The following is a 13,216-nucleotide window of genomic DNA, read 5'->3' on the forward strand; positions in this document are numbered from 1 at the left end:
GCGCTTGCGTCGGCGGGCGTCGCAGACGACGCTTTGTGCCATGACATCACGCCCCAATCGTTCCGGTCGCAAGGCCCGCCACGCCCAGCGGGCTGCCCCGCCTGCAGTGAACCCGGCCCCACCGGGTCAGCGGGGCGGGGCGTATCAGCCGTTGAAGACGCAGGAGATCGAGGCGATTTATCAAACGTCCCTGCGACTGTTGGCGGAGTTGGGTCTGGGTGAGGTGCCTGCCCGCTTGTTCGAAGATCTGGTGCGTGCCGGGGCCGCAATGGGGGGCGATGGTCGCGTCAGGTTACCGGCGGCGCTGGTCGAGGATGCAATCGCGCAGGCGGCAAAGCGATTTACGCTGCATGGGCGCGATTCGGACCGGTCGATTGAGGTGGGCGGCGACGCGGTGCATTTCGGCACCGGCGGGGCAGCGGTGCAGACGCTGGATCTGGACAGCGGGCTTTATCGGCCCGCCACCCTGCGCGATCTGCATGATTTCACGCGGCTTCAGGATACATTGACCAACGTGAGCTGGTTCACGCGCTGCTGCATCGCTACGGACGTTCCCGGGATTTTCGAGCTGGACGTGAATACGGCCTATGCGCTGGTGCGCAACACGACAAAGCCGGTGGCAACCGCCTTTACGCTGGCAGAAACGGTCGCGCCGATTGTTCAGATGCTGGATATTGTCGCGGGCGGCGAAGGAGCGTTTTCAAAACGCCCGTTTCTCAAGACCCACATCAGCCCGGTCATCTCGCCCATGCGGTTTGGCGAGGACGCGGTGGATGTGGTCTATGAATGCATTGCGCACAACATCCCCATGTCCTGCATCACGGCGGCGCAATCGGGGGCGACCGCGCCGGCGACGCTGGCGGGCTTCCTGGCGCAATCGCTGGCCGAGACCCTGGCGAGCCTTGTGATGGTGCATGCGATCAGCCCCGGCTTTCCGATGGTGTTTTCCAACTGGCCGTTGGTCATCGATCTGCGCACCGGGGCCTTTGCCGGGGGCGGCGGTGAGATTGCCGTGCTGAACGCGGCGTCGGCACAGGTGTCGAATTGGCTGGGGCTGCCATCGGGCGTGGCCTGTTCGATGACAGACGCCAAGGCAATTGATGCGCAATATGGGGCTGAAAAGGGACTGACCGCGATGGCGGCGGGCCTTGCCGGGGGCAATCTGATCTACGAGAGCTCTGGCATGACGGCATCGCTGTTGGGGGCCAGCTTTGAGGCTTTTGTGCTGGACGACGAGATGCACGGGGCGATCTATCGCGCCTTGCGCGGTGTCGAAGTGAGCGAGGAAACGCTGGGGTTTGATGCAATTTGTGACGCGATCCTGGGCGACGGGCATTTTCTGGGATCAGCCCAGACCCATGCAGCGATGGAGCGCGACTATGTCTATCCTGATCTGGCCGACCGCGCGCAGCCGCGCACCTGGGAAGAGAATGGCGCGCGCGATATCTGGGAGGTGGCGCGCGACAAGGCGCGGGCGATCTTGGCCAGCCACCATCCGCAGTATCTGGACGCGGGGCAGGACAAGGCGATCCGGGATCGGTTCCCGATCCTTTAGTCGGTGTCGGCAGTCTGAGACTGGCTGGCGATGAAGGCCTTGCTGCGATCGACCGCGTTCTGGCGAATATTGGCATAAAACAGGGAATAATCGAGGACATGGTAGTTGTCCTTGCCCAGCCGGAGCGGCACATCATCGAAGATGTTACTGGCAAAGGGCCCAACTTCGAGACGGTCCGCGTGGCATTGCGCCGAAGCGAAAGCGGGCGTCAGGGTGATTTCACCCGTTACCGACAGCGCCCCGAGGTTCTCAGAGGCGGGAACCCGCGCGCCATTTGGTTGCCAGCTGAGCGGGTTGACGCAGGGTCTGGGCCTGTCGATTTCCGCCATCTGTCCGTCGGAGCCCATGGCATTCCACGCGACATAACACCCGGTCTCGGTGGCGGTCTGGCACAACGGGATGGCTTGTGTTGCGCCTAGAATGCCGCGCGTCGGCAGGCCGATCGCATAGGCCGCCACAAGGCGGTCGCGCAGTGGCCCGGTGCTGAACCTGTTTGTCAGCAGGGTCATGAGGTGTTGCGCGCCCTGCGAATGCCCCGCCAGGATAAAGGGTGCGCCGTCGATCTCTGTCAAAAACTGGTCAAAGGCTGTGGCGACATCCCGGTAGGCAAGGTCAAGTGCGGCAGTTGCAGAGGGGGCATCATCGATGAAGACCCAGAAAGTCGCCTGTCGATACTTTGGCGCAAACACAGTGCAGCACGCGTTGAACGCGCTCGCCTGCGCCAGAAGCAGGCTGCCATCGCGCCATTGCGATGCGTCCGGATCATCCAGCGGCGCGTTCCAGCCCGCGCCGGAGATGTAGGTTGTAGGATGAACATAGAATGCTGCGACTTGCCGGGGTTCATCAACTGCAGGCAGGCCGGGAGGAACAAAGTCGGCGTTGTCGTCGGTGTCTGGGTGCGCGGCCCAAGCGGCATTTCGGGTGTAGTCCGGGGCGGCGGGAGTGCTTGATTGGAAAAATTCCTGACTGGGTTTGATCAGCAATCGGGCGCCCAAGTACCAAACCTCGTTTCTGAAGAGGGACGCCAGCCCAAAAAGGATGACAAGGACAAGGCCGATGCGGAAAAGCCATTTGGTCATTGGAAATCTCTCATTCGGTTAGCTGAAAGGTGCAGTTCGTCGTGGCTTTCATGTTAGGCGGTCAGCAGCGCGATCGCCGCGCGCTCCATGTGGCTGATGTAGCGTTTCTGGGACCAGCGGCAGTCATGGCGCAGTGATTCCCAGTTGCGAACGGAGACGAGGGTCCAGAGCAGATCGGTGGCTTCTTTCTTTGAAAGCTCGGGAGAAAGACGCCCTTCATCTTGGAGCGATTCAACGACGCTTGCAGCGATCCGGCGCACGGCGGTCATGCGGTTATCCCATGCCGCGCGGGCCTCTGCGTCGCCGTCCATCATCGCCATCAGCGCTTTGCCGACGCCGTGGATCTTGGGGATGTAATTGCCCCAGACGGCCACGAATTCAGTCAGCTTGTCTAACCCCTTTGCGGGCACAACCCTCTGATCAAAAACGGTTTCTATCGCATGCACTTCGTCAAGATAACGCGTTGTGGCGACCAGCAGGTCGGCGCGGTTCGGAAAGTGCAAATAGAGCGCCTGGCGGCTTATCCCCGAAAGCTTGGCGATGTCTGACATGCGGACTTCGGTGACGCGGCCGGCCTCAAGCAGGTCTTGCGTTGATTTCAGGATGCGGGCGCGGGTGGTGAGATTTGTACTTGACATGGTGTAAAGTAGAGCGCTATTTCGGTGACGTCAACTTGACACGGTGTCAAGCTCAATGAAAGGAGACAGACATGAAAGTGATTGTGATTGGAGCCACCGGGAGCGTCGGAAAACTGGCGGTTGAACAGATGTTGAAGGAAGGGCACGACGTGACGGCCTTTGCTCGCTCACCCGGTAAGCTGGAGATCGACAACCCGGCACTGCGCCTGGTGGCTGGCGACGCTCTGAGCGTGCAGGACGTGACCAAGGCCGTGGCAGGCCATGATGCCGTGGTTGTGACATTGGGCAGCCCGTCGCTGGTCCGGCGCATCCGGGCAGACGGAACGCTGAATGTCATTCGTGCGATGCAGGCGACAGGTGTGCGGCGGCTGATTTGTCAGTCCACTCTGGGGGCGCACGAAAGCTGGGGGAACCTCAATTTCTTCTGGAAGCGGGTCATGTTCGGCGGTCTGCTGCGGGTTCCCTTTGCGGACCATCAGGCGCAGGAACGGCTGGTTGAGGCCAGCGGACTGGATTGGACTATCGTGCGCCCGGGGTCGTTTGCCGATGGCCCTGCGACGGGCCGTTTCAAGGAAGGGTTTGCGAGCGACCTCAAGGATCTGACGCTGAAGATCACCCGCGCGGACATCGCCCAGTTTCTGTCGCGGCAATTGACGGACAGGCACTATCACCAGCGCGCTGTCGCGATCTCGAACTAGGAGGGCGATCAGATGAATACGTCAGTGATGGTGTGGGGAATGATGGGAACAGGCCTTGCAAGTGCCTTGGTCAGCGGCGTGTTCCTGTCGTTTTCGGATTTTACCATGCGGTCCTTGCGGATGGCGGACCCCGCCGCCGGGTCGCAGGCGATGCAGATACTCAACCGCGAGATTTTCCGTTCGCTCTTTATGGTGTTGCTGATTGGGTTGGTGCCTGTCGCCGCCGGGATAGGCATTGCCGTTTCGATCTGGACCCCGGTGGCAGGGACGGCGTTGATGCTGCTTGGCAGCGTTTTTTACGTCTTTGGTGTGTTCGGGGTCACGGTGCTTGGGAATGTGCCCAAGAATGAACGCCTTGCCGCGATGCCCGACGGCGGTGTGGCGGCGCAGGCCTACTGGCCAGATTACGTGCGCACCTGGGTCCGGTGGAACCACGTACGCACGCTGTTTTCCGGACTGACTGCGGGCTGTTTTGTCAGCGCGGCGCTATTGATCGCACAGGCGGGATGAACGCGGACATGCGTGTGGGGTGGGCGTTCTGCCCACCTTACAGGGCTGCTGCAGCGTGCAGGCGTGCCCGAACCCGATCTGCCCCCAAGGCTTCGATCACCTCAGGTAGGCCCGGTGTGCCCTTGCGGCCCGCGAGAGCCACGCGGATGGTGGGGCCGAAGTCTTTCCATTTTAGATCATTGTCGGTGACAAATGCGTCCAAGGTGGTCTGGATCACCTCGACATCGAAAGCCGGCAGCGCGCCGAGCTTGTCGGCAATGCCGTCCAGCATGGCCTTGGCACCGTCTTTGTGCAGATCGGGTTCAGCCTTTTCTTCGTAGGTCACGGTGTCTTCATAGAAGAAATCGAGGGCGGCGGCGGCGTCAACGAACGTTGCCGCACGGGGGCGGACGAGGGCTGCGACCTTGCGCAGGAATGCCGTATCGGTGGTGTCATAGCCCCTGGCCTGCATAAAGGGCGTGATGTGCAGCAGGTAGTCATCCATCGACGTGTAGTCATCGCTCTGGATGATTTTCTGGTTGATCGACACGCATTTCTTCATGTCAAACACACCGTCTGAACTGGTCACCTGATCCATGTCGAATTTTTCGATCAGTTCATCCATGGTAAAGAGTTCCTGATCGCCGTGGCTCCACCCGAAGCGGGTGAGATACACCATCAGCCCCAGCGGCGAAAAGCCTCGGTCGCGGAATTCGCTGACCGAAACAGGAATGCCTAGACGCTCCCCGTCGCGTTTGCTCATCTTGCGGCGGTCCGGTGACAGGATCAGCGGCAGGTGGGCAAAATCCGGCACCGGTTGGCCGAGTGCCTGATAGAGCAGCACTTGCTGCACGGTGTTGTTCACGTGATCGGCCCCGCGTGCAACGAGGGAAATGTGCATCAGCATGTCATCGACCACGGCGCCGAAGTTATAAAGCGGCATACCGTCGCCGCGCATGATCACGAAATCCTGCACGGTCTTGTTTGGTGTCGTGATTTTGCCGAAGACTTTGTCGGTAAAGGTTGTTTCACCCTCAAGCGGGGCTTTGAAGCGGATCACATAGGGTTTGTCGGCGGGCCACTCTGATGGATCGCGGTCACGCCAGATGTGGGGGTAGACAAAGTGAGCGCGCTCTTTTTCGGGGAGCGCTGCGCGCAGGGCGTCAAGCTCTTCCCGGGTCGCGTAGCAACGGTAGGCCTTGCCGTCGTCCACCAGTTGCTGAACGTATGTGCCGTAGATATCCAGCCTTTGAGACTGAAAATAAGGGCCTTCCGGTCCGCCGACTTCGGGGCCTTCGTCCCAGGTGAGGCCCAGCCATTTCAGAGTATCGAGCAGGTTCTGCGTGCTGGCATCGGTGCTGCGTTCAAGATCGGTATCTTCGATCCGCAGGACAAATGTACCGCCCTTGGCCCGGGCGTGAAGATAGTTGAAAAGCGCGGTGCGCACCCCGCCGATGTGCAGGTTACCGGTGGGCGAGGGGGCAAAACGGACTTTGGTAGCCGCATCAGAGGACATGAGAAACGCTTTCGATGGGTGGTGAGGTATCAGATCGCCGCTTCTTAAGGGAACGGGTTTGTGAAGACAATACGAGGCGGTGCGCCAGTTCGGTCCGAGCCCCGGCTACTGTCCAGCTATGTCGGGGGGTGAGGCCCTGAGAGGTCTGATAAGGCAACAAATTCAAAGGCAAAGATTGCCCCCAAGCCCAAAACCCGCAAGAATGCGCGGCACGAGGGGACTATGGAAACAATCAGCCTGACTCTTGAGATGTCGGTGGTCCTTGGGCTGCTGGCCTTCACCGTATTTTTGTTTGTCTCCGAGATCGTGCGCATCGATCTGGCGGCGGCGCTGGTCATGGTCCTTTTGGGGCTGCTTAGCCAGCTGCCGGGGTTGGGCAATCTGGCCGACGTATCGCAGTTGTTTGACGGCTTTGCCTCGAATGCCGTGATTTCGATCATCGCGGTGATGATCATCGGAGCGGGATTGGACAAGACCGGCCTGATGTCCAAGGTTGCAGCGGTCATCCTCAAGCGGGGCGGCACGACAGAGGCGCGGATCATCCCGATCGTGTCGACCGTTGTGGGTGTCATCAGTTCGTTCATGCAAAACGTCGGGGCCGCGGCGCTGTTTCTGCCGGTGATCAGCCGGATATCGGCGCGCACGGAGATCCCGATGAGCCGCCTGCTCATGCCCATGGGCTTTTGCGCAATTCTGGGGGGGACGATGACGATGGTCGGATCGTCGCCGCTGATCTTGCTGAACGATCTGATCGTCGCATCCAACGCCACGTTACCTGCCGGGTTGCAGATGGCGCCATTCGGCTTGTTTGCTGTCACACCCATCGGGGTGATGCTGGTTTTGACGGGGGTTTTGTACTTTGTCCTTTTCGGGCGCTGGGTGTTGCCTGCGCAGCGCAACCGGGGCGAAGACGCGGGCTCTGCCCGGTCGATGCAGGCCTATATCGAAAACACGTATGGCCTGCGGGCCGAGTTGTTCGAGGTGCGAGTGCCCGAGGGGTCGATCCTGATCGGGCAGACGCTGGCAGACCTGATGGTAGCGCATCACATGTATATTCTCGGCACCTCGTATCGCGGTCACAAGGTGATCGCACCGATGGCCGACACCTGCATCGAAGCCCCCGCGCGTCTGGCGGTTCTGGGATTGCGCCGCGTCGTGCGGGAGGAATTTGCCGAGCCTTACGGGCTTGAGATCCTGCCACAGCTGAACGTCTTTGCGGATGACTTTGCGGCCACGCAGTCAGGCGTCGCCGAAGTGGTGATCCCACCGGGATCTTCGGTGATCGGCCAGACCCCGATCGATCTGCGGCTGCGTCAGACACATGGGCTGTCGCTGCTCGCAATTCACCGGGGCGAAGAGACGATGAGCCATGTGGAAACCGAGGATCATCCCTCGACCCATATCGGGCAGGTGCCGCTGCAGGCCGGCGATACGGCGGTTGTGCATGTTCAGTGGGACAGGTTGACGCGGCTCAAGTCTGATCGGGATTTTGTCGTGGTGACCTCCGATTTCCCGCAAGAGGAACTGCGCCCGCACAAGGTCGGCTGGGCGCTGGCCTTCTTTGTACTGGCGTTGGGGCTGGTGTTGTTTTCGGACGTGCGGTTGTCGCTGTGTCTGCTGACCGGGGCCGTGGGCATGGTGCTTAGCAGGGTGCTGTCAATGGACGAGGCTTACAGCGCCGTAAGCTGGAGCACGGTGTTCCTGCTGGCGTCCCTGATCCCGCTGGGAACGGCGGTACAGAATACCGGCACAGCTAACTGGATTGCTGCCTATGTGCTGTTGCTGCTTGACGGCTGGCCGCTTTGGGCGTTGCAGGCGGGTCTTGCGGTGCTGGCAACCGCGTTCACGCTGGTGATGTCGAATGTCGGGGCGACCGTGTTGCTGGTGCCTCTGGCGGTTTCGATTGCCGTGGCCGCCGGAGGTGATCCCGCGATTTTCGCCCTCACGGTGGCGATCTCGACCTCCAATTCATTCCTTATCCCGACCCATCAGGTCAATGCGCTGATCATGGGTCCGGGGGGGTATCGGGTCATCGACTTTGTCAAGGGTGGCGGGGTGATGACAGTGCTTTTCCTGGTCGTCTCGATGGTGGTGATGAACCTGTTCTACTAGGGGTGTTTTCGTGGCCAAGCCGTACGACACGCTCATCTGAACCAGCGCAGTATTCCGATTAATGCGTATAGGTCATCATCGATGGCAGGTAGAGCGACAGCGCCGGGACCAGTGCCAGTAGAATGATGCGGAAGATGTCTGCGATCCAGAAGGGGGTCACCCCCTTGAAGATTGTCTTGACGGAGACATCCCGCAGCACCCCTTTCAGGACGAACACATTCATCCCGATGGGTGGTGTGATCAAACTGATCTCGGTTGCGACCACCACAAGGATACCGAACCAGATCAGATCAAATCCGAGCCCTTCGACCAGCGGGGCAAAAATCGGCACGGTCAGCAGGATCATCGAGAGCGATTCAAAAACGCAGCCCAACACCAGATAGATCAGCAGGATCATGAAGATGATGCCCATGGGCGGAAAATCGAACCCGTTCGCGATGGCCAGCAATGCATCCGGCAGCCCGGCGCGATTGACGAAGTTGGAAAAGATCATCGCGCCAAAGAGCACCATAAAGAGCTTGGCCGTGGTCAGGGTTGTCTCGCGACTGACCTCCATCACGACCTTCCAGCTAAGCGCGCCGCGGAAGTAGGCGATGGCGATGGCGCCCGCGGCCCCCATGCCTGCCGCTTCGGTCGGGGTGAACGCGCCGATGTAGATGCCGCCGATGACGAATATGAAAAGCCCCAGCGTTGCCCAGACATCGCGCAAAGCGCCGAGCCGTTCGCCCCAGCCCGAGCGTTCGCCGGCGGGGCCGGCGGCAGGGTTGCGGGTGACCACAAAAAGGACCGCCGCAAGATAGAACAGCACACCAATCAACCCGGGCAACACGCCCGCGATGAAGAGTTTGCCAACCGAGACATTGGTGATCAGCCCATAGATCACGAGGATCACGGACGGCGGGATCAGGATGCCAAGGGTGCCGCCTGCCGCGATGGAGGCGGTGGCAAGGCTGTCGTCGTATTTGTAGCGGCGCATCTCGGGCATTGAGACCTTGGACATGGTCGCCGCCGTGGCCAGCGACGAGCCGCAGATGGCAGAAAACATGCCACAGGCCGTGATCGTCGACATGGCCAGCCCGCCCTTGCGGTGGCCCAGGAATGCGTAAGCGGCACGGTACAGTTCGCGGGCCATGCCGCCGCGATCCACCATAAGGCCCATCAGGATAAAGAGAGGGACCACCGACAGCCCGTAGGATTGCCCGGAATCGATCACCAGTCGCGCGGCGTTGGACATGCCAGCGCGGTAGCTGGAAAGTTCGGAAAAGCCGATGAACCCAACCAGACCCAGTGCAAGGCCCAGAGGCATGCGCATAAAGGCCAACAGCAGGACGGCGGCAAAGCCAATCAGCGCGGCAGTCATATGCCTTCCTCGTGATGTTCATCGGGCAGGGTGCCCGGCGTCATGAGTATCGACAGCAGCCGCACGAAGGCACAAAAGGCCGCGACAAAGATCGACAGGGTGATGAAGCCGACAATGGGCCAGCGCGGAATGTGAAGGTATTCGGTGGTATCGCCGTCTTCCATGGCGCGCACCGCATAGTCATAGACACGGTCGCCGATGTAATAGGCCACCACGATCGTCAGCCCCAGTGTCACGATCGCCGTCGCCCAGCCGATCCAGCCACGCCGGAAAAGGGGGATCAGGTCAACGATGATGTGGTCGTTGCGCAAAAACATGAAGGGAAACGAAAAAAAGATGATGCCCGCCATGCACAGGCGCACAAGTTCAACTGCGCCAACCAGCGGGCTTGCGAAAAAGTAACGCCCGATGACGTCAACACAGGTCAAAGCCACCAGCCCAAGCAGGATCACGGCGGCCATATTGGCAAGAAAGAGGCTGGCGGTATCCACCAGCCTCTCTGTCTTTTTGACGGTATCTCGCATCAGCGATCAGGTCCGCCTTACTTGATCTGTGACTTCAGATACTCCAGCGCAGCCGCGCCGTCGACACCGGTGGCGCTGATCTCTTCCAGCACAGCCGCTTCGATGCCTGCGGTTTTTTCCTTGAAGTAGGACCGCTGTGCATCATCCAATTCGATCACGTTCAAGCCGAATTCGGCCTGCGCCTTTTCGCGGCCAAAGTCGTCTGCGGCATCCCAGTGCTGTCCGATGGTACGGGCCAGTTCCACGCCGCGCATGTCGTCAACGCATTTCTTGTTGGCATCCGACAGGCCGTCGTAGGTGTCTTTGTTCATCAGCAAGCCGAAGGATGTCGTGTACATGCCATCGGGATTCACGTAGCTGAATTTGGTCAGCTCTGCCGTCTTGAAGGCATAGAGCGATTCCGCCGGGAAAAAGACGCCTTCGGCAACGCCCGATGCAATCGTCTCATAAACCGCCGGGGCCGGGACGTTCACGCCTGCCACGCCGAGGGCTGTGCCGACCATGTTGGCCACACCGCCACCGACGCGCAATTTCATGCCGTCGATGCTTTTGTACCCATCGGAAAGCTCATCAACCGTATTCAGAAGACCGGGGCCATGGGTGAAGTTGGCGAGGACCTCCACGCCTTTGGCTTCGCCCGCTGCATCGAGGTATTTCTCGGCCGTCATCTGGAAGGCCACCGACATCTGTTCGGCGTTGCCGGGGATGCCCGGCAGTTCCGCCAGTTTGGTCGTGACGAACTTGCCCGGCGTGTAGCCGTGCACAATCCAGCCCATGTCAGCCACACCGTCACGGATGGTGTCGTATTGCGCAGGGGGTGGGGCAAGGCCGAATTCGATCTTGGCTGTCAGGTCGCCACCGGAGCATTCCGAAAGCGTATCCGCGATATAGGGGAAAGTCACCGAATTCATCGAATGGTTAGGCCCTGCCCAGGATGAAATGGTCAGGACGGTTTCGGCAGAGGCTGTCGTTGCCGCAAGCGCAAGCGCCAGTGCTGCAGAGCCTTTCAACAGGTGTTTCATGAGTGTCTCCCTTAATTTGCATGAATTTTCATTCATTTTGTGGTGTCCGCACTAAAACAAGATCAGATGCGGCTTGGCAAGCGCTGAGACGGGCCCGGCTGTTGCTCTTGTGCGGATGATTGTTGACAGTTCTGTGCCATCCCGCAACACAATTTGCGACCCCAAGGAGATCCTCATGACTAAAACCCTTGCCATCGGCCATTACACAGCTGACGAAGCGGCAGAGCTGGGGGCTGCATTTGGCCCGCATTGTGTCGCCTCGTCAGGGGATGTTGCAAAGATCGAGCTTGCCGCGCGGTCGCAGATCAGTGTCGTGGCGTTCAAGGATCATGACCCGTTTGGTGCCAGTGAGATGGACGCGCTGCCGCAGCTGCAACTGATCGCCAACTATGGGGTCGGCTTTGACGCCATTGATATGGCCGCAGCACGCGCCCGGGGGATCCGTGTGACCAATACGCCTGATGTGTTGAACGATGATGTCGCTGATCTGGCGATTGCGATGTGGCTTGCGCAGGGTCGGCAGATGCGCGCGGCTGAAACATGGGTCCGCGAGGGGCAATGGCAACGCGGCGCAGGACCGGTGCCGCTGAACCGGAAGATGAGTGGCGGCGTGGCCGGGATCATGGGCATGGGGCGTATCGGGCGGGCGATCGCGGATCGGCTGGCGGCGTTTGGAACGGAAATCCACTATCATGCAAGGGGTCGCAAAGAGACGCCCGGCTGGACGTTTCAATCCGATCCCGTGGCCTTGGCCGAGGCGGTCGATTTTCTGTTCGTCGCGCTGGTTGGTGGGTCTGAGACAAAGAACTACGTATCTGCTGAGGTAATCAACGCGCTGGGACCGCGTGGCGTTCTCATCAACATCTCGCGGGGGAGCACGGTGGATGAAGGTGCTCTGCTGGACGCTTTGGAGAACGGGAAACTGGCCGGGGCGGGGCTGGATGTGTTCCTGAATGAGCCCCGGATTGACCCGCGCTTTCTGGCATTGGAAAACGTCGTGCTGCAACCGCATCAGGGGTCCGGTACTTCAGAGACTCGCGCCGCAATGGCGCAGTTGCAGCGCGATAATATCGCGGCGCATTTTGCGGGCACCGATTTGCTGACACCGGTGAATTGAGCGGGGCCGGTTCACATCCGGAGCCTGCGCGCGTCGCGGCTGCTATTTATCCTCTTCCAGATAGTACCGTACGTTGTCCTCAAAGCTGTCATCCGCGCCAAGGCCAAGCCGTTCTGCCTTGTCGGCGTGGATGTCCCACTTCCAACCCGACACGATGCGCCTGACCTCTGGCTGGTCCTCCCACCGAATGAGTTTGGCCGGTTCGGGTCCTGCGACGGCAGTCATCGCGTCGATCAGCTGACGGATAGACCATGTGCGCCCCGGCATCTGCATGCAGCGATTCATGCCTAGGTCGCTGGCGGCAACTTCGGCCCCGATAACCAAGTTTTCGGCGCATTTCCGGGGACTGAGATAATAGTGCAGGAAGTTGTCGTCGACGGGGCAGACCGCTTCGACCCCGTTCAAGGGCTCGCGCAGGATTGATGACATAAAGCTGGAGGCCGCAAGGTTCGCTTTGCCCGGCCGCACCGAAATGGTTGGCAACCGAAAGCCGCGTCCGTCGATAAAGCCCTTGCGCGTATAATCATTGATCAGAATTTCCGCGATAGCCTTTTGCCCGCCATAGGATGTCTGCGGATTGAGGTTGCTGTGATCGCCAAGGGGGTCGGTCACCTCACCGCCGTAGACTGCGATGGAGGAAGTAAAGACCACGACCGGGCAGGTGCCCAGCGCGCGACAACGCTCAAGCACATTGAGCGGGCCGTGCAGGTTCACGTTCATGCCAAGGTCGAAATCGGTTTCTGCCTGCCCGGAGACGATGGCGGCCAACAGGTAGATCACGTCATCGTCCTGCGCGATCGTCTCTGCGACCGAAGTGGCGTCGGCGATATCGCACACCTTGGTCTCAATCGAAAAGGGCGCATTGACGGGCGCAGGTGACACAATGTCAGCCAGAGTAATCCGCGCGATGTCCTTGCCGCGCAACCTGCCTTTGCGCGCGAGTGCAGTTGCGAGCTTTTGGCCGACCACCCCGCCGCCACCGATGATGAGAATGTTCATGCGCCCCTCCGATACCGTCTGCGCATGACGCTAGCCTGCGCGGCAGCCTGCGTCCACGGCTGGTGGAACGTGCGCCGGGCGCGGGTCGCTCTGGCCTAGGCGCACAA

At 60.3% G+C, this 13,216-nt stretch carries 12 protein-coding genes; 5 read left to right on the top strand and 7 right to left on the bottom strand.

Annotated features, from left to right (window positions below):
• Nucleotides 1-40: 40 nt before the first annotated feature.
• Nucleotides 41-1,555, top strand: a complete 1,515-nt coding sequence (locus H9Q16_RS19160) for a trimethylamine methyltransferase family protein (protein WP_191077078.1) — start codon at nt 41-43, stop codon at nt 1,553-1,555.
• Here H9Q16_RS19160 and H9Q16_RS19165 read toward each other — a convergent pair.
• Complete coding sequence (locus H9Q16_RS19165; protein WP_191077079.1) at nt 1,552-2,634, bottom strand: DUF3089 domain-containing protein; 1,083 nt, start codon at nt 2,632-2,634, stop codon at nt 1,552-1,554. The two genes, H9Q16_RS19160 and H9Q16_RS19165, sit on opposite strands and share 4 nt — an antisense overlap.
• A gap of 53 nt (nt 2,635-2,687) precedes the next feature.
• Nucleotides 2,688-3,272, bottom strand: a complete 585-nt coding sequence (locus H9Q16_RS19170; RefSeq protein ID WP_191077080.1) for a TetR/AcrR family transcriptional regulator — start codon at nt 3,270-3,272, stop codon at nt 2,688-2,690.
• Between the two features lie 71 nt (nt 3,273-3,343).
• Between H9Q16_RS19170 and H9Q16_RS19175 the strand changes: the two genes are divergently transcribed.
• Nucleotides 3,344-3,970, top strand: a complete 627-nt coding sequence (locus H9Q16_RS19175) for an NAD(P)-dependent oxidoreductase (RefSeq protein WP_191077081.1) — start codon at nt 3,344-3,346, stop codon at nt 3,968-3,970.
• A 12-nt stretch (nt 3,971-3,982) separates the two neighbouring features.
• On the top strand, nt 3,983-4,480 hold the full coding sequence (locus H9Q16_RS19180; protein WP_191077082.1) for an anthrone oxygenase family protein: 498 nt from the start codon (nt 3,983-3,985) through the stop codon (nt 4,478-4,480).
• A gap of 37 nt (nt 4,481-4,517) precedes the next feature.
• On the opposite strand, the gene gltX is transcribed toward H9Q16_RS19180, so the two are convergent.
• Nucleotides 4,518-5,975 carry a glutamate--tRNA ligase gene (gltX, locus tag H9Q16_RS19185; protein WP_191077083.1) on the bottom strand — a complete coding sequence of 486 codons (1,458 nt, stop codon included), beginning with the start codon at nt 5,973-5,975 and terminating at the stop codon, nt 4,518-4,520.
• A gap of 222 nt (nt 5,976-6,197) precedes the next feature.
• Between gltX and H9Q16_RS19190 the strand changes: the two genes are divergently transcribed.
• A complete protein-coding gene (locus tag H9Q16_RS19190) occupies nt 6,198-8,087 on the top strand; it encodes an SLC13 family permease (RefSeq protein WP_191077084.1) in 1,890 nt (629 codons plus the stop codon).
• A gap of 58 nt (nt 8,088-8,145) precedes the next feature.
• Here the strand turns inward: H9Q16_RS19190 and H9Q16_RS19195 are convergent, their stop codons facing one another.
• From H9Q16_RS19195 to H9Q16_RS19205, 3 genes are read right to left on the bottom strand one after another with little or no spacing between them, the layout of a single operon-like run.
• Nucleotides 8,146-9,447, bottom strand: a complete 1,302-nt coding sequence (locus tag H9Q16_RS19195) for a TRAP transporter large permease (RefSeq protein ID WP_191077085.1) — start codon at nt 9,445-9,447, stop codon at nt 8,146-8,148.
• Nucleotides 9,444-9,971, bottom strand: a complete 528-nt coding sequence (locus tag H9Q16_RS19200; RefSeq protein WP_191077086.1) for a TRAP transporter small permease — start codon at nt 9,969-9,971, stop codon at nt 9,444-9,446. Before H9Q16_RS19200 ends, H9Q16_RS19195 begins: the two co-directional genes overlap by 4 nt.
• A 17-nt stretch (nt 9,972-9,988) precedes the next feature.
• Entirely contained in the window at nt 9,989-10,993 is a 1,005-nt protein-coding gene (locus H9Q16_RS19205) for a TRAP transporter substrate-binding protein (protein WP_191077087.1), read from the bottom strand.
• 175 nt (nt 10,994-11,168) lie between these two features.
• Here H9Q16_RS19205 and H9Q16_RS19210 point away from each other — a divergent pair, with 175 nt between their 5' ends.
• Nucleotides 11,169-12,110, top strand: coding sequence for a 2-hydroxyacid dehydrogenase (locus tag H9Q16_RS19210; protein ID WP_191077088.1), 942 nt, complete (start codon nt 11,169-11,171; stop codon nt 12,108-12,110).
• Nucleotides 12,111-12,152: 42 nt separating this feature from the next.
• On the opposite strand, the gene denD is transcribed toward H9Q16_RS19210, so the two are convergent.
• Complete coding sequence (gene denD / locus H9Q16_RS19215; protein ID WP_191077089.1) at nt 12,153-13,109, bottom strand: D-erythronate dehydrogenase; 957 nt, start codon at nt 13,107-13,109, stop codon at nt 12,153-12,155.
• Nucleotides 13,110-13,216 lie beyond the last annotated feature (107 nt).

Origin of the sequence: Sulfitobacter aestuariivivens, from assembly GCF_014763045.1 — a bacterium.
Classification (GTDB): Bacteria; Pseudomonadota; Alphaproteobacteria; order Rhodobacterales; family Rhodobacteraceae; genus Sulfitobacter; species Sulfitobacter aestuariivivens.

Excerpts from the sequence above, each read along its gene's own strand:
- H9Q16_RS19210 (WP_191077088.1), top strand. The coding sequence starts at position 11,169 with ATGACTAAAACCCTTGCCATCGGCCATTACACAGCTGACGAAGCGGCA.
- H9Q16_RS19170 (WP_191077080.1), bottom strand. The coding sequence starts at position 3,272 with ATGTCAAGTACAAATCTCACCACCCGCGCCCGCATCCTGAAATCAACG.
- H9Q16_RS19165 (WP_191077079.1), bottom strand. The coding sequence starts at position 2,634 with ATGACCAAATGGCTTTTCCGCATCGGCCTTGTCCTTGTCATCCTTTTT.
- gltX (WP_191077083.1), bottom strand. The coding sequence starts at position 5,975 with ATGTCCTCTGATGCGGCTACCAAAGTCCGTTTTGCCCCCTCGCCCACC.
- H9Q16_RS19180 (WP_191077082.1), top strand. The coding sequence starts at position 3,983 with ATGAATACGTCAGTGATGGTGTGGGGAATGATGGGAACAGGCCTTGCA.
- denD (WP_191077089.1), bottom strand. The coding sequence starts at position 13,109 with ATGAACATTCTCATCATCGGTGGCGGCGGGGTGGTCGGCCAAAAGCTC.
- H9Q16_RS19200 (WP_191077086.1), bottom strand. The coding sequence starts at position 9,971 with ATGCGAGATACCGTCAAAAAGACAGAGAGGCTGGTGGATACCGCCAGC.
- H9Q16_RS19175 (WP_191077081.1), top strand. The coding sequence starts at position 3,344 with ATGAAAGTGATTGTGATTGGAGCCACCGGGAGCGTCGGAAAACTGGCG.
- H9Q16_RS19195 (WP_191077085.1), bottom strand. The coding sequence starts at position 9,447 with ATGACTGCCGCGCTGATTGGCTTTGCCGCCGTCCTGCTGTTGGCCTTT.
- H9Q16_RS19190 (WP_191077084.1), top strand. The coding sequence starts at position 6,198 with ATGGAAACAATCAGCCTGACTCTTGAGATGTCGGTGGTCCTTGGGCTG.
- H9Q16_RS19205 (WP_191077087.1), bottom strand. The coding sequence starts at position 10,993 with ATGAAACACCTGTTGAAAGGCTCTGCAGCACTGGCGCTTGCGCTTGCG.
- H9Q16_RS19160 (WP_191077078.1), top strand. The coding sequence starts at position 41 with ATGACATCACGCCCCAATCGTTCCGGTCGCAAGGCCCGCCACGCCCAG.